Here is an 18,837-nt window from a genome sequence, read left to right on the forward strand (position 1 = left end):
GGTGTGGCAAGCAGTGGCTTGTCGCCCTGATGCGATGCGCTTCCGTTCGCCACCACGAGGACGTCTCAGTGGGTTTCCACCGTCACGCACTCGACCCACGGCAGACCCCCGGCGTCATAGCGGGTCTGAGCACGATCCAAGGCTTCGTCCACGTCACAGCCGTGCGCACGGAGCCAGTGGAGGAAGTCCGTGATGACTGCGATCACCGACTCCTCGGCCGCGGCTCTGCCCACTTTCCCCGGGCCGGGCCTCAGGAGCGGATTCGCGCCCGAGTAACACTCCAGCAAGGCCTCGGCCCGCCCGACACCGGGGCCTTCCACATGCCCGTTGGGCGACGTGAGGCCAGTTACCAGCTCACACCACGTCACCTTTTGGTCAGCATGTAGCTGAACGCCCCACCGATCGGCGATGGCGTCCACGAGTGCCATGCCGCGCCCGGACTCCGATTCGACCTTCGCGTCGAGGAGGGTGGGCAGCGCCCGTGCGTCAGGGTCGTGGACTTCGATGCGCAGGCGGACGCCGTTCATCGACACCGCGAGCGTGACCGGGGTTCCGGGGCCGACGTGGGTGATGACGTTGGACACGAGCTCGCTCATGCAGAGCTGGGCGTCGTCGGCGACTTCCTGTAGGCCCCAGATGCCCAGGTGCAGCCGCATGATCCGGCGCAGGGCGGCCACCTCCGTCGGCTCGGCGGTGAAGGTGAGGTCCCACGGTTTGCGCATCATGCATGCGTGCTGACCCATGAGAGGCCCTTTCGTCGCAGGTGACACCCCAAGGAGACACACAACGTCACGGGGGATCACGATGAGTTGCGTTGCCTCAGAGTGCAGCCAGCGAATCCCTTCGTGCAATGTGCACGGCGAGAATCCCACTTCCGAGTGATTGGCAAGCCTGCCCCTTGGCCTGAGACTGAACGTCCGCTATCCAAAACGGGGTTGATATGGCCGGATCACCAACGGCACGCCGTCGCCGTCTCTCGATCGAGCTGAAGAAGCTTCGGGAAAAGTCGACGCTCACTTGCGCCCAGGTCGGCGCCGGGCTCGACTGGAGCGGGTCCAAGGTCAACCGCATGGAGACGGGCAGCGGCCGGGTCCAGCCGTCCGACATCGACGCCCTCTGCCGGTTCTACGACACCAGCGACGAACTGCGCGAGTTCCTCAAGTCCCTGGCCCGGCAGGCCAAGATGCGCGGCTGGTGGCAGGTTCACGGGTCGGGTGTCCCGGAGTGGTTCAACATCTACATCGGCCTGGAGCAGGACGCCTCGAGCTTCCGGCAGTACCAGTGCGAGTTGCTGCCCGGCCTCATGCAGACCCACGCGTACATCTCCGAGCTGCACAAGACCAGTGGGTACATGTCAGCCGAAGACATCGACAGGGCCGTACGGGTTCGAATGGAGCGTCAGGACATACTGCGGCGGTCGGACGCTCCCGAAGCCTGGTTCATCGTGAACGAGGGTGCGCTGCGGAATGTCATCGGGGACCGGGCATTGATGCGCGAACAGGTCGAACACGTCCTGGAGGTAGCCGACTTGCCCGCCGTCACGCTTCAGGTCCTCCCTTTCGACTCCGGCACTTATCCGGTGACCGGCTCGTTCACCATGCTGGGCTTCCCCGCGCCGGAAGACCCCGACATCGTCTACCGCGACGGAATCACCGATGCCGTCTACTTGGAGGGCGAGCATCATGTTCGTGAGTACACCCGAGCGTTCGACGGGCTGCGAGCCGCGGCTCTGAGTCCTCAGCGTTCGGCTCGGCTGGTCGAAACCGTCTTGAAGGGATACGCAACGTGAGCATTGCAGACTCCGACAGGAATGGCCGTCCGGCGTGGTTCAGGTCGTCGTACAGCAATGGGGCAGGAGGAGAGTGCGTCGAGTGCGCGCTGACGGATGACGGTGCGCTGGTGCGCGACTCCAAGAGTGCGGGAGGGCCCGAGATCGTCGTACGAAGCGGGGCTTGGTTCTCCTTCCTTCGCGCCGTGAAGCTCGATGCCGAGGGCTGACCGCACCTGAGGGGATGCCCGTTGCCGGATTACCGCAGCGCCTCGATCGCCCGCGGTATCGACGCCCGGGCCTCCGCGCCGTGGACGGCCATGCCGCGCGACCGCTCGAAAGCCTTGACGCACAAGGCGATCTCCGACGTGGGTGAGCGATCACGAACCTTGATGACCGGCCGGATCGCCGTGCGAGCCGCAGGCGGCCGAGGTCGGTGTGTCAGTGGCGGCCCATAGGGTGCGCGGAACGTCGCGAAGGGGGAGGTTCCATGGGGTTCTCGGGGCACTTGGTGTTCGCTCGTGGTGAGCGTTCGGTGCTGGAGGCGTCGGTGCTCGGGGGTGCCGAGGGGAAGTTGCGGGATGCCGTGCATGCGTGGCCTTCGAGGCCCGGCGGTTGGCAGACACTTCAGGTCGATCACGGGTTGTGGGAGGACGAACACCTGGGCGCCCTGGTCGAGCGGACCGGTGCGCCGGCCTGCGTCGCCGATGTGTCCGACAGTGACATCGCCCTGGTGACCGGGTGGGGAACCGATGGGCAGCGTTGGCAGGCGTGGCTCAATCTGGATACGGCGGCCGCGCTCCTGGCCGAGGAGCCTGAGGATCTCGACGACACCAGCCTGTGGGTGGACACGCCCGAGTTCGACGAGGCCGTGCGCCGCAAGCGCGCGGAACTGGAGAGGGACGTTCCGGCCGACGCACGGGGTGCTCTCGCGTGGGCCGCGGCGGCCGGCGTGCCGACCGGGGCGGAGCAGGCCCGGATCGAGGAGCTTCTGCGCTCCCACGAGACCTTCGTCGAGGAACTCTTCAGCGTCCTGCTGGACGAGTTGGGCTTTCCCCCGGCGCCCGACGAGTCGCCAGAGCCGTAGGCGACGGCGACGGATTCTCCGTGGGGTCGGGTGCTTTCGGGTGCGGGTCGGCGACGAGCGGCTGGGGGCCCAGTACCGCGAGGAGTTCCAGGCGCTCCGCGTCCTCCGTGCCCGGTTCGGCGGTGTAGATCATGATGCGGAGGTCGGTGCCGGCGACGGTGAGGACGTCGCAGTCCAGGGTGAGGGGGCCCACCTGGGGGTGGTCGATCGTCTTGCGGGAGGCCTCGTGGTGGCCGACGGCGCCGGAGTCCCAGAGTTCGGCGAAGCGGGTGCTGTTCGCCCGGAGGTCCGCGATGAGCTGACGGAGGCGCCGGTCCGCCGGGTAGCGGCTCSCCSCCGTGCGCAGATCGGCGGTGACCGCGGCCTCCAGGGCCCGGCGGGACTCCGGGGTGTGGCGCACGCGGCCGCCCGAGCCGAGGAACGCGCGCCAGGCGCCGTTGCGTTCGCGGCCGTGCCGTTCGCCCATCAGGGCCGTGTAGGGCGGGTTGGTGAGGAGCAGCGTCCAGGACGCGTCCGAGACCGCCACCGGGGTGCCCGTCAGCCGGTCCAGCATCCGGTGGACGCTCGGCGCGATGTACGCCGGTACCGTGCCCCGGCCGGGCGGTACGAGGCCCGCGGTGTGGAACAGGTGCTCGCGCTCGGCCGGGGAGACCCGCAGCGCCCGCCCGAGGGCCTCGACGACCTGCTCCGACGGGTTCTCCGCCCGGCCCTGTTCCAGGCGGGTGACGTAGTCGACGGAGATCCCCGCCAGCATCGCCAGCTCCTCGCGGCGCAGTCCGGGAGCCCGCCGGTGGCCGCCCGAGGGCAGCCCCGCCGCCTCCGGCGCGACCCGGTCCCGCCAGCGTCGTACCGTCCGTCCGAAGTCCGTGCTCGCCATGCCTCCACTGTGCACCGGCCCGGCCGGGTCTTCCTGGTACCGGCAGTCCCAGGAAGACGGGGCTCCTGGCTGCCCCCTGCCCCCGGTCGCAGCCTGGAGCCATGACCACAACGAACAGGACCACGACACTCGTCACCGGCGGCAACAAGGGGCTCGGGTTCGAGACCGCCCGGCGGCTCGTCGGCGCGGGGCACATCGTCTACGTAGGCAGCCGCGACGCCGAGCGCGGGCGGCGGGCCGCCGAACGGCTGGGCGCGCGGTGGGTCCGGCTCGACGTCACCGACGACGACTCCGTCGAGGCCGCGGCGAAGACCGTCGAGGCCGACGGCGGACTGGACGTGCTGATCAACAACGCGGGCATCGAGAGCCGGGGCGCCGACAACGGGATCGTCGGTGCCGCGGACGTGACCGCCGAGCACATGCGCGAGGTGTTCGAGACGAACGTCTTCGGCATCGTGCGGGTCACCCACGCGTTCCTGCCGCTGCTGCGGCGCTCCCCCGCGCCGGTCGTCGTCAACGTCGGCAGCGGTCTGGGATCCCTGAGCCGCGTCGCCGACCCGGGCACCCCGGCGTACGGCTATCCGGGCGTCGCCTACCCGGCCTCGAAGGCCGCGGTCAACATGATCACCGTGCAGTACGCGAAGGCCTTCCCGGCCCTGCGGATCAACGCGGTGGAGCCCGGCTTCACCAAGACCGACCTCAACGGGAACACCGGCGTCCAGAGCGTCGAGGAGGGCGCCGAGATCATCGTCCGGATGGCGCAGGTGGGTCCCGACGGTCCGACCGGCGGGTACGTCGACGCGGCGGGGACACTGCCCTGGTAGCCCGGCCTCACCGGTCCGGAGGAGTGTGATCCACGGCACTGGAACCGACTCCCACGGGCCGGAGAGGTAGAGGTGTGAGTTCCCACGATGGCGATGGCGATGGCGATGACGATGACGGCGGCGGCGAGGGCCGTGACGGTGAGAGCCGTGGCGGTCGGGGCCGTGACGACGACGGGCTGCTGCGGGCGCGGGTGCGGGGCGGGGAGCGGGCGGCCTTCGCCGAGCTCTACGAGTTGTACGCGACGGCCGTCTACAACCACGCCCTCCGGCTGACCGGTGACTGGTCCGTCGCCGAGGAGGTCATGTCGGAGACGTTCCTCGCCGCCTGGCGGGGGCGCGGGGCCGTGGAGGTCGAGGGCGGTTCGCTGCGGCCCTGGTTGTTCGGGATCGCCACCAACAAGGCACGAAACGCCGACCGGAGCCTTCGCCGACGGCTCGCCTTTCTCGCCCGGCGGGCCGAGGCCGGGGCCGGCACCGGAGGCGACGACTGCGTCGGTGACTTCGCCGAGGACGTCGTCGGGCGGATCGACGACGCCCGGCGGCTCGCCGAAGTGCGGCGGGTGCTCGGGCGGTTGCGGCGGCACGAGCGGGAGGTCATCGCCCTGTGCGTGTGGGGCGGGCTCGACTACGCGCAGGCCGCGGAGGCGCTCGGCGTGCCCGTCGGAACCGTTCGGTCCCGGTTGTCCCGGGCTCGCGCCCGGCTGCGGGAGATCGTCGAGCGGGAGACCCGGCAGTCCGGGGGCGGGCGTACGGGGACTCGTGCCGCGGGGCGCGCGGAGGGACGTACGGAACGGCGGGCGGGACGGCGTACGGAACCCCGGTCCCGTCGCGGAGAGGTAGAGAGTGAGGCCGCGTTCGCGGTCCTGCCCATTCAGGAGGAAGCCCGATGAACGCCGTTCCCGCCGGGTCCGAGCAGGAGGAGCGCGCGGAACTCGACGAACTGGCACGGCTGTTGCCGTCCGGTCCCGTCGAGCAGGTGCTGCCTCCCGGGCGTCGCTCCCATCACAAGGACGTTCTGATGCAGCTCATCGACCACGACCATGCCCGCGACCGCGACCACGCCCGCGACCACGCCCGCGACCGCGAGAGGAGCGGCGCCGGTTCGCCGGTTCGGTCCCGTCCGTGGCTTGCCCGGCCCGCACTCGTCGCCGGATCCGTCGCCGTCGCCGTCGCGTTGGCCGCCGGGCTCACCGTCGGGATCGGCGCGGGGCGGGGCGACGGTGGTACGGCGGCCCGGCCCGGTGCGAGCAGTACGGCGGACGGCACGGCGGGCGGGAGCCGTGGCGCCGTCGTGACCCTCGACCGTATCGCCGCCGTCGCCCTGCGGACGGACGTCGAGCCCGTGGGCGACGGTCAGTTCGTGTACGTGCGCAGCAGGGGCGCCGGGAACGAGGGGGTCTTCGACGGGCCCGTCGAGCTCGGGAAGATGCACGAGCGGCAGGTGTGGTTCTCGCAGCGGCAGGGGCCCGTGACCGACGTCGGGCTGATCCGCGAGTACGGGCAGGACTGGCCGATCGAGATCGGCGTGCCGGACGGTACGGATCCGGAGGACGCCGCGGTGCCGGCCGGGTTCGACCGGCCCACGTACGCCTGGCTCGCCTCGCTGCCCACCGATCCCGACGCCCTGCTCAAGCTGCTCTACGCCGATACCCGGGTCGAGGAGGGGGAGGACAAGGATCAGGAGGTCTTCGGCCGGATCGGCGATCTCGTCGGCGAGCAGATCATGCCGCCCGAGACCGCTGCCGCGTTCTACAAGGCCACGGCCCGGATCCCCGGGGTGACCGAGGTGGCCGACGCGGTGGACGCCGTCGGCCGGCACGGCATCGCCATCGCCCGGGAGGACACCCGGTACGGCACCCGCACCGAGTGGATCTTCGATCCCGGGACGCTCGGCTACCTCGGCGTACGCACCGTGTTCAGCCGGGACACCGAGCGGGCCCCGGCGGGCACGGTCTACGACACCAGCGCGGTGCTGGAGCGGGCCGTCGTGGACAAGAGCGGGCAGGAGCCGGGCGCGCGCCGCCGGGTCGAGCGGGGCTAGTCGGCGCCCCACTCCGCCCCGCGCGCCGCCCCGGCGCGCCACCCTCGACTCCGCCCCGTATCCACCCCGCGCCCCACGCCCGTTTCGCCCGCGCGTTAGCCTCGCGGCAGCAGACAGGGACGGACGAGAAGGCGGGCAGGCAGACATGGCGAGGGTTCCCAGTGCGGTGATCGCCGCGGGCGGTTTGGTCGGCGGGTACGGCGTGGCCCGGTGGACGAGGAAGCGGCCGCTGGGCGGGGCCGTCCTCGCCGTCGCGGGGGCCGCGGCCGCGCAGCAGTGGCGGCGGCAGGCGGGCGGGAAGGCGGCGGGGGCGCTGACCGTCGCGTACGTCGCCGCCTTCGCGGGGTCGCATCCGCTGGCGAAGAAGGTCGGCGCCTGGCCGTCGGTGTTCGGTGTGGCGGGCGCGGTCGCACTCGCCTCGTGGGCGGTCGCCGACCGGCGAGGCTGAGCGGAGGCCCTGACCGGCTCAGGGGGACGACGGCGGGTACGGGGGGTAGGGGGCCGAGGGCGCGGTGTACGGCGACGGGGCGGTGTACGGCGACGGGGTTCCGTAGCCTGGCTCCTGGCCCGCCGCCGGCGGCGTCGGCCCCCACTCCGGATCCGGCCCCCACTCCGGATCCGGCGCCCGCTGCGGATCCGGCGCCCGCTGCGGTTCTCGTCCCAGCGCCGACGTGAACGTCATCCCGTACCGCCGGTTCAGCCGTCGTATCTCCCACACCGACAGAGCCGTCACCGACAGGGGACCGCCCAGCAGGAACGGGTAGAGGACGAGCGGCGGTGCGGCCACTTCCGGGCCGTCCAGGCAGCTCAGGACGAACAGGGACCACACCAGGACCGGGGAGACCAGGGCGGGCAGCAACTCGTGCACATCGCCGACGCGGAAGCAGGAGTTGAAGGAGTACCAGACGCAACTCAGCACCGAGAAAGCCCCCATGACCACGAGGACGAGGCAGACGGGGAGGACGAGGACAAGAAACGGCACGAACGCCGCCACCGTGACGAGAATGCCGTGGGAGTGGATCTCGCTCCACGGGATGATCTCCCCCCGCAGCAGCTTGGCCAGCAGCGTGCCGCCGCCACCGGCCATGATCGCGCCGATCAGCAGAGCGCGAAGTGTCTCTCCCGGCGCCCTGAGACGGCTGACGTAGACGCGGCGCAGCGGGGGACGCGTCGCGGTGATGAAGACCGCCACGGCGAGAAGACCGGCCACGCAGAGAATTCCGAAACCGGCCACCAGGTCGACCAGCTTGCCCAGGACGAACTCCGCGCGCCCTTCGGCCAGCGGGTAGGACACCAGCATCCATCCCGTCGCCGTGAACCCTGCCAGCGTACGGCCGGACTGGAGTCGTGCGATGACGGGATCCTGGATCTGACCCGGGCGCGGGTCGGCGGCCCCGGCGCCGATCTCGAGGAACTCGCGAACCGTACGGAACATGCCGTTGAGATCCCTGCCGTCGCTGCTGACCAAGACGTTCGGCGGATCACCTTATACGATCTTTACTCCCCCGGGCTCGACTGCCGCCCCCTGTCCCTGCGTCCCCCGACTGCGTCCCTGTGTCCCCCGGCTCCCTCCCCCGACCGGAACGCACGCCGATACCCCTGGGGGCTGGTGCCGACCACCTTGCGGAAGCGTTCGCGGAAGGCCGTCGGGGAGCCGAAACCCGCCTGGGTGGCGATGCGTTCCACCGGGTACGCCGTCGACTCCAGCAGGTACTGCGCGCGCCGCACCCGCGCCCGGTGCAGCCAGCGCAGCGGTGTCGTGCCGGTCTGTTCGCGGAAGCGGCGGTTGAGGGTGCGGGTGCTCATGCCGGCCCGCTCGGCGATCCGCTCCAGGGTCATCTCCCGGCCGCAGTTGTCCTCCAGCCATGCCAGCACGGGTTCGAGGGTCGCCCCGGCGGGCGCGGGCGGGAGGTCGTGGACGATGAACTGGGCCTGGCCGCCCTCCCGTTCGAGCGGCATGACCGACATCCGGGCCGCCTGCGCGGCGACCGCGGAACCGTAGTCACCGCGGATCATGTGCAGACACATGTCGAGGGCCGCGGCGGCGCCCGCCGAGGTGAGGAACTGGCCGTTGTCGACGTAGAGGACGTTCGGGTCGACCGCCACCTTCGGGTAGCGCTCGGCCAGCTCCCGCGCCGCGATCCAGTGGGTCGTCGCGCGCAGTCCGTCCAGCAGGCCCGTCGCGGCGAACAGGAACGCGCCGACGCAGACCGAGGCGATCCGGGTGCCGCCCGCCGCCGCGTCCCGCAGGGCCTCCGCGACGCCGATCGGCAGCTCGTCGGGTGGGTCCGCCACCCCGGGCAGGATGATCGTGTCCGCCTCGGCCAGCGCCTCGAGCCCGTACGGCGCCCGCACGGTGAACGCCCCCGCGCTCACCTCCCCGCTGGGGGACGGCGAGCAGACCCGGACCCGGTAGGCCGGGCGTCCGTCGGGCAGCCGCGGCCAGCCGAAGGCGTCGATCGGGGCGGACAGGTCGAACGGGACGACCCCGTCCAGGACCAGTACGACGACGGTGTGCATGGCAAGAGGGTAGGTGTACGACGGATTACGGCCACACCGGCTCCCGGCGCGGGCAGCCGCCCCGACCTCGGCCCCTGGTGTCCGAACGGCTCCCGGCCTCGGCCCCCGAGGGCCACCTCAGCCCTAGTAACCGACGGCCACCGCCTTCCCCCCCCTGATCACCGACGCTCGCGCCTCCCCCTGGCGAGAAACCGTCGCCCTCTGGCATTTCCGCCGCTTCTGCGGGCCGTGTGCTCCGCCTAGCGTCGGTGCGTGACCAAGTTCCTCCTCGCCGTGCACGTCCTGGCCGCGATCGTCGCGATCGGGCCCGTCACCGTCGCCGCCAGCATGTTCCCGCCCGCCGCGCGCCGCGCCCTGGCCGCGCCCGACGACGCCCGGGCGAGCGAGACCGTCCGGCTGCTGCACCGCATCTGCCAGGTGTACGCGGCCGTCGGTCTCGCCGTCCCCGTCTTCGGGTTCGCCACGGCGGGCGCGATGGGCGTGATGGGCGACCCCTGGCTGATCGCGTCGATCGTGCTGACCGTGCTGGCCGCGGGTGTGCTGCTGGTTCTCGTGCTGCCCCGGCAGGAGGTGCTCGTCGAGGGCACGGGGGCGCGGGAGACGACGGTCCGACTCGCCATGTTCACCGGGGTGTTCAACCTGCTGTGGGCGACCGTGACGGTCCTGATGATCGTCCGGCCGGGGTCGACGACGGGCGCCTGACCCGGGGTCGGACCGCCGACCGGGTTTTCGTTATCGGCCGAGCCCCTCGTCCGTCTCCCGGGCATGCATCTGCAACCGCACCCGACGCGACCCGGACAGACCAGCAGCGACCGGCTCGGCCGCCACGACACCGGCCGCCACGACACCGGTGGCCCTGGGATCAGCCGCCGCGGCCTGCTGAAGGCCGCGGGCACGGCGGCCGGAGCCGTCGGCGTGGCCGCGGCCCTCCCCGCGGCCCCGGCCGTCGCCGCCGGATACGCGCACCCGGGCCTGCTGCACACCGGCGCCGACCTGGCCCGCATGGCCGCCAAGGTGAAGGCCGGCGCCGCGCCCTACACCGCCGGATACGCCCGGCTCACCGCCAACCGGCACGCGCAGAGCGGCTGGACGGCCAATCCGCAGGCGACCGTGTACCGGGGTTCGGGCTCGCCGCAGAACTACACGGTCCTCTACAACGACCTCCACGCCGCCTACCAGAACGGCCTGCGGTTCCACGTCAGCGGCGAGAGCGCGTACGCCGACACCGCCGTATCGATCCTCAACGCCTGGTCCGCGAAGCTCACCTCGCTCGCGGGCTCGGCCGACCGGTTCCTCGCGGCCGGGCTCTACGGCTACCAGGCCGCCAACGCCGCCGAACTCGTCCGTGACCACGCCGGCTTCGAGCTCGAACGCTTCCGGAAGATGCTGACCACCGTCTTCTCGCCGCTCAGCGAGAGCTTCCTCGTCAGTCACAACGGCGCCGTGATCACCAACTACTGGCCCAACTGGGACCTCACCGCCATGGCCTGTGTCCTCGCCACCGGCATCTTCTGCGACGACGGCGCCAGGGTGGAACAGGCCGTCGAGTACTTCAGGAACGGGTCCGGACTCAGCGCCGTCGGGAAGGCCATCCCCGTGGTGCGCGACGACGGTCTCGCCGAGTGGCTGGAGGCGGGCCGGGACCAGGGGCACGCGCTGCTCGGGGTCGGCCTCATGGGCACCTTCTGCGAGATGGCCTGGAACCAGGGCATCGACCTCTACGGCTACGACGACAGCCGTTTCCTCAAGGGCGCCCAGTACGTGGCCAAGTGGAGCCTCGGCGGCGATGTCGCCTACACGGCCAACACCCGGGCGAAGGGTGCCGTGGGCGGCTGGTCGGGCAGCGAGACCGCCTCCGGCGCGGCCGCCGTCGACCCGGCGATGACCCGGCCGATCTGGGCGATGATCGCCAACCACTACACCAAGCGCCGGGGGCTGTCCGCGCCCTACCTCACCCGCATCGCGGCCAAGGCGGCGCCCGAGGGCGGCGGCGGGGACTACGGACCCAACAGCGGCGGCTACGACCAGCTCGGCTTCGGGACGCTGGCGTTCACCCGGGACAGGTCGACGACGGGTGCGGGCGGCTCCTCGGCCGGCCCTGCAACCTCGGGGTCCCCCTCGCCCTCCCCGTCCGCGTCCGGCGCGGCGGCATCGGGCGGACCGGGCGGATCGGGCGGACCGGTCGCGCCCTCCGCATCGGCGGCGCCGACCGGGGCGGAGGCCGCCGCCGCGAAGAGCGGCGACCTCGCCTCCACCGGCTCCACCGACCTCGTCGCGTGGACCGCGACCACCGGCCTCACCGCCCTGGCCGGCGGCCTGCTGTTGCTGCGCCGACGGGGCCGGACCAGGGACGGGGCCGAGGGCGGGACCGCGGGCGGGGCCGAAGGCGGGGCCGAGTAGGTGGCACCGGGAAGGTCCCGAGGGGCACCCACACGCCCTCGGGCGGAGGCCGGACACCGGCCCCGCGCCCTCAGGCGGTGGCCCTCCGCGGGTCTCCCGACATCGGCCCGCCCGGTGTGGAGCCGCCCGGTGCCGTCGCGTCGCGTGCCTTCGTCGCCGCCGCTGTCAGGGGCTGGGCGATGTCCTCCAGGGAGCGTCGCTCGGCCTTGACCGCCAGGAACACGGCCACCAGACCCGCCGCGCACATCAGGGCCGCGCCGATGCAGAAGGCGAGGACCGTGTCGCCGACCTTGCCCGTGTCGGTGAGCTCGGCGAACAGCAGGGGGCCGCTGATGCCGCCGGCCGCGGTGCCGAGGGCGTAGAAGAAGGCGATGGACATGGCGCGGGTCTCCATCGGGAAGACCTCGGACACCGTCAGATAGGCGCTCGACGCGCCCGCAGACGCGAAGAACAGCACCGCGCACCAGCAGGCCGTCATCGTCGTCGCCGTCAGCGAGCCCTGGTCGAACAGCCAGGCCGTGCCGAACAGCAGCACACCGGAGAGCAGATACGTCGAGGAGATCATCACCCGGCGCCCCACCGTGTCGAACAGCTTGCCCAGCAGCAGCGGACCGCAGAAGTTGCCGACGGCGATGACGGCGAAGTAGTAGCCGGTGTTGCCGCTCGGCACGTCGAAGAACTTGGTCAGGATCGCGCCGAAGCCGAAGGTGATCGCGTTGTAGAGGAAGGCCTGCCCGATGAAGAGGGAGAAGCCGAGGACCGCGCGGCGCCGGTAGGAGGAGAACACCGTGCGGGCGATCTCGACGAAGGAGACGCTGCGGCGCTGGTGGATGGTGAGTTCGCCCTCGGCCCGGGGCAGCCGCTCCCCGTTCTCCTCCTCGATCCGCTGTTCGATCGAGGTGACGATCTCCTCGGCCTCCCGGTCCCGGCCGTGGATCAGCAGCCAGCGCGGACTCTCCGGGACGTGCCGCCGGACGAGCAGGATCACCAGGGCGAGGACGGCGCCCAGCGCGAACGTCAGCCGCCAGCCCACGTCCGCCGCGAAGATGTCCGTGTTCAGCGCGACGATCGACAGCAGCGAACCGGCGACCGCGCCCAGCCAGAAGCTGCCGTTGATGATCAGGTCGACGCGGCCCCGGTACTGCGCGGGGATCAGCTCGTCGATCGCGGAGTTGATGGCCGCGTACTCGCCGCCGATGCCGAAGCCGGTGAGGAACCGGAAGAGCAGGAACCACCAGGTGTCGAAGGAGACCGCGGTCAGCGCGGTGGCCGCCAGATACACCGCGAGGGTGATCATGAACAGCTTCTTGCGGCCCCACTTGTCGGTCAGCCGGCCCCAGAACAGGGCGCCGAGACAGGCGCCCGCCACATACAGCGCGGCCGCGATACCGGTGACCTGCCCGGAGGTGATCGGCAGGCCGCTTCCCGGCTCCGACAGCCGGCCCGCGATGTTCCCGACGACCGTGACCTCCAGGCCGTCCAGGATCCACACGGTGCCCAGTCCGAAGACGATGGTCCAGTGCCAGCGCGACCAGGGCAGCCGGTCGAGGCGGGCGGGGATGTCGGTGGTGATCGTGCGATCCTTCTCGGCCGGCACGGCGGCGTCTGCGCTGGTCATGGGCTCCCTCCTCGGCACGCTCCCCATCGGGCGGCACGCGGATCGTGTTCCCGCGACCGGCTGATTCAAGCGGCCGGCCGGATCACGCCCCGAGCGCGCGCGCCACCGTGTAGATCAGCAACCCGGCCAGCGAGCCCACCACCGTGCCGTTGATCCGGATGAACTGGAGGTCGCGGCCGATGTTGGCCTCGATCTTGCGGGTCGTGTGCTCCGCGTCCCAGCCCGCGACCGTGTCGGTGATCAGGGAGGTGATCTCCTTGCGGTACGTCGTCACCACGTGCACCGCCGCGCCCTCGACCCAGCCGTCCACCTTCTCCTGGACCTTGCGCTCGGTGGCCATCCGCGCCCCCAGGGACAGCAGCGAGGCCCGCACCCTAAGCCGCAGCTCACTGCGCTCGTCCTCCGCCGCCGCGACGATCATGGAGCGCACCGCGGTCCAGGCGGAGGCGATCAGATCCTGCACCTCGCCCCGGCCCAGCACCTCGCCCTTGAGCCGCTCCACCCGCGCCCGCGTGTCCGTGTCGGACTGGAGGTCGGAGGCGAAGTCGGTGAGGAACCGGTCGAGGGCACCCCGGGCCGGATGGGACGGCATGTCCCGCATCTCCCCGCAGAACCGCAGCAGCTCCTTGTAGACGCGCTCACCGATCCGCTTGTCGACGAAACGCGGGGTCCAGCCGGGCGCACCGCCCTCCACCGCGCCCATCACCGAGTCGCCGTGCAGCACCAGCCATTCGTACGCCCGGGTGACCACGAGATCCACGGCCCGCCGGTGACCCCCGTCCGCGACGACCCTCTCCAGCATCTTCCCTATGCCCGGCGCGATCTCCTGCGCGTCCGCGCGCCGCGTGATCGCCTCGCCCACCACCGCCTGCACATCCGAGTCGCGCAGCACCGTGAGCGCGCCCCGCAGCGCCGTCGCCAGCTCGGCCGTCACCCGGTCGGCGTGCTCCGGCTCGGCCAGCCAGGCGCCCAGCCGGGTGCCGATGCCGACCGCGCGCAGCCGCTGCCGTACGACATCCTCGGAGAGGAAGTTCTCGCCGACGAACTCACCCAGCGAGACACCCAGTTGGTCCTTCTTGTTCGGGATGATCGCGGTGTGCGGGATGGGCAGGCCGAGCGGGTGGCGGAAGAGCGCCGTGACCGCGAACCAGTCGGCGAGCGCACCGACCATGCCCGCCTCCGCGGCGGCCGCCACATAGCCCGCCCAGGGGCCCGCGCCCCGATGGGAGGCCCACTCGGCGAGCACGTACACCACGGCCACGAACAGCAGCAGCCCCGCCGCGGTGAGCTTCATCCGGCGCACCCCGCGCCGCTTCTCCTCGTCGGCGGCACTGAAGACGGTCATCGTGCGCGCCGCTCCGGTGCCGGCCGGCCGCTCCGCTTCCGTACGATCCATCCGTTCCATCCGTTCCGGTCGTCGCCCCGTGCCACCCGTGTCCCGCACGCAGATATTGTCCCTGCCTGACCGACTCCTGGAACGGAACAAGAGTTCCCGGCGTCTCTCAGGTGGGGAGCTCAACGGTGAACTCCTGCGTGAACGCAATCACCGCACGAACGCATCCACGCACGACTGCATGACCGCATGACCCGGAGCCGTGCCGCTCCCTTCACCGAGGAGAACCACCCCGCATGACCAGGCCACACGGTTGTGCCCTCCTGTCGGCGATCATCGCCCTTGTCGTGGGCCTGTCCGCCGCCATATACGTCTCCGCCGCCCCCGGCCACGGTCCCGGAGCCGACCCCCGGGCCGTCACCCGGGCCGCGGCACCCGGCCCCGGCAGCGCCGCCCCCGTCTCGACGGGCGTCTGGGTCGGCACCTGGGCGGCCTCCCCGGTCAGCGGCGAGCCCGGCACCGTGACCGACGGCATGGCGGGCCGCACGGTCCGCAACGTCGTGCACACCAGCGTCGGAGGGACGAGTGCCCGCGTCACGCTGTCCAACCTCTACGGCACCGGCCCGCTCACCGTGACGCACGCCACCCTCGCCCTCGCGGCCGGCGAGGGGAGCGCGGCGGCGGTCCCCGACACGCTGCGCCGGCTCACCTTCGGCGGCGCCACCACCGTCGTCGTCCCGGCCGGCGGGCAGACGGTCAGCGACGCCGTCACCGTCACCGTCCCGCACGACTCCGACGTCCTGGTCAGCACCTACTCCCCCACCTCCGCCGGGCCTGTCACCTACCACCCGCACGCACGGCAGACCAACTACGTCGCCGAGGGCGAGTCCACCGAGGACGTCGGCGGCGCCGCGTTCACCGGGGCAGGCGACCACTGGCGCTACCTGACCGCCCTCGACGTGCTCAGCAACGAGGCCGACGGGACCGTCGTCGCCCTCGGCGACTCGATCACCGACGGCGTCACCTCCACCGCGGGCGCCGACCGCCGCTGGCCCGACGTCCTCGCCGACCGGCTGCGGGCGCGCGTCGCCGCCGGCGGGGACGCGCCCCGCTACGGGGTCGTCAACGCGGGCATCAGCGGCAACCGGGTCCTCACCGACGACTCCCGCCGCGGCGCCGCCGCCCTCCACCGCTTCGAACGGGACGTCCTCGGCGTGCCGAACGTCAAGGCCGTCGTCATCGACCTCGGCATCAACGACATCCTGCGCGACCCGGGCCTCGCCGACCCGCAGGCGGTCGTGGACGGCCTGCGCACCCTCGTCGAGCGCGCCCACGCCCACGGCATCAGGGTCGTCGGCACCACCCTCACGCCGTTCCGCGGCCACCGCGGCTACGACGACGGCCGCGAGGACGTCCGGCAACGCATCAACCAGGCGATCCGCGCGGACGGGGTGTTCGACACGGTCGTCGACCTCGACCGGGCACTGCGCGACCCGTACGACCCGCGCAGCCTGCGCCCGGAGTACGACTCGGGCGACCATCTGCACCCCAGCGACCGGGGCTACCGCAAGATGGCGGAGACCGTCGACCTGGCGAAGCTGGCAGGGGCCGCACCGGCCCGGCTGTGACACCCCGCCGGGCCCCGAACCGAGCCCCGCACCGGCCGATCCCGGGGCGCGGCCGATCCCGGGGTGCGGCGGATCCCGGGGCGGGCTCAGTCCTCGTAGCGGTGCTCCCGCCGGCCCTCCCGGGGCCCGGACCCCGCGCCGTCGCCCCGGCCGTGACCGAGTCCATGCCCGCGCAGGAGATCCCTGTGACCCTCCAGCATCCGGCGGTGGGCCTCCCCCTCGTCCTCTCGCGACGATGACCGCAACTCGCGCTTCGCCGCCTTGCGGTCCAGCTTCTCCTGCCGCCGGGCGGCCCGCGTCTTCTTGCGCTCGATGCCGACCCCGCCCCAGAAGGCGAACCCGCCGACGACCACCCGCGGCGCGCCCGGGTCACCCGGAACACCGGTCTCCCGCTGGTCGAAGCCGCCCATCACGCCGATCCCGCGGACCACGACCTCGACCCCCGGCGGCACCGTGATCTGCACCCCGCCCATGATCGCGACACAGTTGATCTCGATCTCACCGGCCGCGAAGTTCGCCTCACGCAGGTCGATCTCCCCGCCGCCCCAGAAGGCGAAGCAGTTGAACCGCCGGGGCGCCGTCCAGCGGCCCCTGCGCTGGAAGCCGGACAGCACGGCCACCGCCCAGGTCGACGAGCCCTCGCCGCCCACGATCCGCCCGGCCCAACTCCCCTCCTCTAGCGGCTCCTTGTGCAGCGACACGACGGGCGGCGTCACCCCGGCGACCGGCAGATCCCGGGTGATCGGCGCCAACTCCCCGTACGTGCGCGCCTTGTACGTCTCCTCCAGCCGTTCCTCGAACTCCGTCATGTCGAGCCGGCCCTCCGCGAGGGCGTCCCGCAGGACCTCGGCGACCCGCTCGCGATCGGCGTCGGAGGCACGGAGATCCGGCAGGCCCGGGGCTGCGTCGTCGGTCATATCAGCAGCCTACGAGTTCCCGGGCGCCGGCACTACGGTCTCCCTCGCGGTCTCCCGGTCCTCGTACATCCTGGCGATCACGGCCTCGATGTCCGGCTCCCGCACCGACAGGTCCACCAGCGGATACTCCGCCGCGATCCGGGCGACGAGCGGGGCCGCCGACTCCGACGCAGGGAACGCCAGCCACTGCCTCGGCCCGTCCACCTTCACCACCCGCGCCGCCTCCCCCACCTCGACCGGCGGCAGCTCCCGCTCCAGGTCCACCACCAGCGTCCGCTCGCTCTCCCCCGCCTCGTGCAGACCGGCCAGCGCACCGTCGTAGACCAGGCGACCGTGGTCGATGACCATCACCCGCGAGCAGAGCTGCTCGATGTCCTGGAGGTCATGCGTGGTGAGCAGGACCGTCGTGCCGCGCTCGGTGTTCAGCTCGCGCAGGAACTCCCGCACCCGCGCCTTGGAGACCACGTCCAGGCCGATCGTCGGCTCGTCCAGATAGAGCACCTCGGGATCGTGCAGCAGCGCCGCCGCGATGTCCCCGCGCATCCGCTGGCCGAGCGACAACTGACGCACCGGCACCTCCAACAGGGCCGACAGGTCGAGGAGTTCCACCAGCCGGTCGAGGTTCTCGCGGTAACGGCCGTCCGGGATCCGGTACATGCGATGCATCAGCCGGTAGGAGTCGATCAGCGGAAGGTCCCACCACAGCGTCGTACGCTGCCCGAACACCACCCCTATGCGATGCGCCAGGCGCGTCCGCTCGCGGGACGGGTCGATCCCGGCGACCCGCAGCCGTCCCCCGCTCGGCGTCAGGATCCCCGTCAGCATCTTGATCGTCGTCGACTTCCCCGCGCCGTTCGGCCCGATGTAGCCGACCATCTCACCGCGTGCCACGGTGAACGAGATCGCGTCCACCGCCCGCACCCGCCGCAGCTCCCGCTTCAGGAAACCGGTCCTCCTGCGCACATCGAAGACCTTCTCGACCCGGTCCACCTCGATGAACGCGCTCTCCGGCACCGTCGCACCCTCCGACCCGGTCACTCTCAACTCCCCGTACTCCGATACGTCCGCAGCCCCGCCCGCCACGCCAGCCCCGCCGCCGCACAGCACGCCACCGCCACCAGCGGCGGGGCGAACGCCGCCCACTCCGGCAGCCCCAGCGGATACGGCCGTCCCAACACATGAGCCGCCGGAACCCAGTTGACGAACGCCAGCGGCAGCACGAACGTCACCCCGCGCACCAGCTCCGTACCGAACACGGTCGGCGGATACTGCAACAGCGTCTGACCGCCGTACGTGAACGCGGCCTGCACCTCGGACGCGTCCTGCGCCACGAACTGGAACGACGCGCCCGCCACGAACACCGCCGCGAAGATCAACCCGCCGCACACCAGCATCACCGGCACCAGTGCCGCCTTCACCGGCGTCCAGGCCACGTCCAGCGCCACGAACGCGTACCCCAGCACCAGCGTGCCCTGGATCAGCCGGGCCACCCGACGCAGGGCGAACCGGTCCGCGGCGACCTGGGCCAGCACCGGCGCGGGCCGCACCAGCAACGTGTCGAGCGTGCCGTCCCGCACCCGCGAACCCAGCCGGCCCGCCGAGCCGATCGACAGATCCGCCAGCCCGAACGACGTCGCCGACAACCCGTACAGAAACGCGACCTCCGGCAGCGTGTAACCGCCCAGCACGTCCACCTGCGAGAACATCAGCAAGATCGCGACAAAGTCCAGTCCGGTCACCAGCAGACCACCCGCCACGGTCAGCGCGAACGACACCCGGTAGGCCAGCGTCGACCGGATCCACATCCCGGCGATCAGCCGGTAC

General features: G+C 71.9%; 19 protein-coding genes and 1 pseudogene. 10 read left to right on the top strand and 10 right to left on the bottom strand.

The features are described 5' to 3' along the window. Positions 1-65: 65 nt before the first annotated feature. Positions 66-743, bottom strand: a complete 678-nt coding sequence (locus tag ASD48_RS06265; protein WP_057600371.1) for an ATP-binding protein — start codon at positions 741-743, stop codon at positions 66-68. 197 nt (positions 744-940) lie between these two features. On the opposite strand from ASD48_RS06265, the gene ASD48_RS06270 reads away from it, so the two are divergent. Both ASD48_RS06270 and ASD48_RS41575 read left to right on the top strand, forming a co-directional pair. Next, complete coding sequence (locus ASD48_RS06270) at positions 941-1,789, top strand: helix-turn-helix transcriptional regulator (RefSeq protein WP_057600372.1); 849 nt, start codon at positions 941-943, stop codon at positions 1,787-1,789. Then, positions 1,786-1,998 (top strand): DUF397 domain-containing protein, encoded by a 213-nt coding sequence (locus ASD48_RS41575; RefSeq protein ID WP_079073625.1) that lies wholly within the window; start codon positions 1,786-1,788, stop codon positions 1,996-1,998. The genes ASD48_RS06270 and ASD48_RS41575 overlap by 4 nt, the downstream gene beginning before the upstream one ends. 29 nt (positions 1,999-2,027) lie before the next feature. Here the strand turns inward: ASD48_RS41575 and ASD48_RS45055 are convergent. Further along, positions 2,028-2,141: pseudogene (locus tag ASD48_RS45055) on the bottom strand (transcriptional regulator); the annotation flags it as partial. Positions 2,142-2,258: 117 nt separating this feature from the next. Here ASD48_RS45055 and ASD48_RS06275 point away from each other — a divergent pair. Continuing rightward, positions 2,259-2,855 (top strand): hypothetical protein, encoded by a 597-nt coding sequence (locus tag ASD48_RS06275; RefSeq protein ID WP_057600373.1) that lies wholly within the window; start codon positions 2,259-2,261, stop codon positions 2,853-2,855. Here ASD48_RS06275 and ASD48_RS06280 read toward each other — a convergent pair. Next, positions 2,794-3,732 (bottom strand): helix-turn-helix transcriptional regulator, encoded by a 939-nt coding sequence (locus ASD48_RS06280; RefSeq protein WP_242432514.1) that lies wholly within the window; start codon positions 3,730-3,732, stop codon positions 2,794-2,796. The genes ASD48_RS06275 and ASD48_RS06280 overlap by 62 nt on opposite strands. Before the next feature lie 101 nt (positions 3,733-3,833). Between ASD48_RS06280 and ASD48_RS06285 the strand changes: the two genes are divergently transcribed. The 4 genes from ASD48_RS06285 to ASD48_RS06300 all read left to right on the top strand — a co-directional run bounded on the left by ASD48_RS06285 (position 3,834) and on the right by ASD48_RS06300 (position 7,045). Then, entirely contained in the window at positions 3,834-4,556 is a 723-nt protein-coding gene (locus tag ASD48_RS06285) for an SDR family NAD(P)-dependent oxidoreductase (RefSeq protein ID WP_057600374.1), read from the top strand. Between the two features lie 179 nt (positions 4,557-4,735). Further along, complete coding sequence (locus ASD48_RS06290; protein WP_057601038.1) at positions 4,736-5,446, top strand: RNA polymerase sigma factor; 711 nt, start codon at positions 4,736-4,738, stop codon at positions 5,444-5,446. Beyond that, positions 5,443-6,597, top strand: a complete 1,155-nt coding sequence (locus ASD48_RS06295) for a CU044_5270 family protein (protein ID WP_057600375.1) — start codon at positions 5,443-5,445, stop codon at positions 6,595-6,597. The genes ASD48_RS06290 and ASD48_RS06295 overlap by 4 nt, the downstream gene beginning before the upstream one ends. 145 nt (positions 6,598-6,742) lie before the next feature. Continuing rightward, positions 6,743-7,045, top strand: coding sequence for a hypothetical protein (locus ASD48_RS06300; protein ID WP_057600376.1), 303 nt, complete (start codon positions 6,743-6,745; stop codon positions 7,043-7,045). 18 nt (positions 7,046-7,063) lie between these two features. Here ASD48_RS06300 and ASD48_RS06305 read toward each other — a convergent pair whose 3' ends face one another. Both ASD48_RS06305 and ASD48_RS06310 read right to left on the bottom strand, forming a co-directional pair. Further along, complete coding sequence (locus tag ASD48_RS06305; protein ID WP_157880605.1) at positions 7,064-8,032, bottom strand: hypothetical protein; 969 nt, start codon at positions 8,030-8,032, stop codon at positions 7,064-7,066. A 62-nt stretch (positions 8,033-8,094) separates the two neighbouring features. After that, positions 8,095-9,117, bottom strand: coding sequence for a helix-turn-helix domain-containing protein (locus tag ASD48_RS06310; RefSeq protein WP_057600378.1), 1,023 nt, complete (start codon positions 9,115-9,117; stop codon positions 8,095-8,097). A gap of 252 nt (positions 9,118-9,369) precedes the next feature. Between ASD48_RS06310 and ASD48_RS06315 the strand changes: the two genes are divergently transcribed. Together ASD48_RS06315 and ASD48_RS06320 are read left to right on the top strand one after the other, a co-directional pair. Next, a complete protein-coding gene (locus tag ASD48_RS06315) occupies positions 9,370-9,819 on the top strand; it encodes a hypothetical protein (protein WP_057600379.1) in 450 nt (149 codons plus the stop codon). Positions 9,820-9,882: 63 nt separating this feature from the next. Further along, a complete protein-coding gene (locus tag ASD48_RS06320; protein ID WP_242432515.1) occupies positions 9,883-11,517 on the top strand; it encodes an alginate lyase family protein in 1,635 nt (544 codons plus the stop codon). Positions 11,518-11,587: 70 nt separating this feature from the next. Here the strand turns inward: ASD48_RS06320 and ASD48_RS06325 are convergent, their stop codons facing one another. Then, positions 11,588-13,135: an MFS transporter gene (locus ASD48_RS06325; RefSeq protein WP_057600380.1), complete on the bottom strand. Its 1,548-nt coding sequence runs from the start codon at positions 13,133-13,135 to the stop codon at positions 11,588-11,590. An 82-nt stretch (positions 13,136-13,217) separates the two neighbouring features. Beyond that, complete coding sequence (locus tag ASD48_RS06330; RefSeq protein WP_242432516.1) at positions 13,218-14,531, bottom strand: DUF445 domain-containing protein; 1,314 nt, start codon at positions 14,529-14,531, stop codon at positions 13,218-13,220. A 233-nt stretch (positions 14,532-14,764) separates the two neighbouring features. On the opposite strand from ASD48_RS06330, the gene ASD48_RS06335 reads away from it, so the two are divergent. Next, entirely contained in the window at positions 14,765-16,096 is a 1,332-nt protein-coding gene (locus ASD48_RS06335; RefSeq protein ID WP_057600382.1) for an SGNH/GDSL hydrolase family protein, read from the top strand. Positions 16,097-16,182: 86 nt separating this feature from the next. On the opposite strand, the gene ASD48_RS06340 is transcribed toward ASD48_RS06335, so the two are convergent. The 3 genes from ASD48_RS06340 to ASD48_RS06350 are packed head-to-tail and all read right to left on the bottom strand — an operon-like array spanning position 16,183 to position 18,818. Continuing rightward, entirely contained in the window at positions 16,183-17,013 is an 831-nt protein-coding gene (locus ASD48_RS06340; protein ID WP_057600383.1) for a DUF1707 domain-containing protein, read from the bottom strand. A 9-nt stretch (positions 17,014-17,022) separates the two neighbouring features. Beyond that, positions 17,023-18,051, bottom strand: a complete 1,029-nt coding sequence (locus ASD48_RS06345) for an ABC transporter ATP-binding protein (protein ID WP_242432517.1) — start codon at positions 18,049-18,051, stop codon at positions 17,023-17,025. A 2-nt stretch (positions 18,052-18,053) separates the two neighbouring features. Next, positions 18,054-18,818 carry an ABC transporter permease gene (locus ASD48_RS06350; protein ID WP_242432547.1) on the bottom strand — a complete coding sequence of 255 codons (765 nt, stop codon included), beginning with the start codon at positions 18,816-18,818 and terminating at the stop codon, positions 18,054-18,056. Positions 18,819-18,837 lie beyond the last annotated feature (19 nt).

It is taken from the genome of Streptomyces sp. Root1310 (genome assembly GCF_001426425.1).
Lineage (GTDB): Bacteria > Actinomycetota > Actinomycetes > Streptomycetales > Streptomycetaceae > Streptomyces.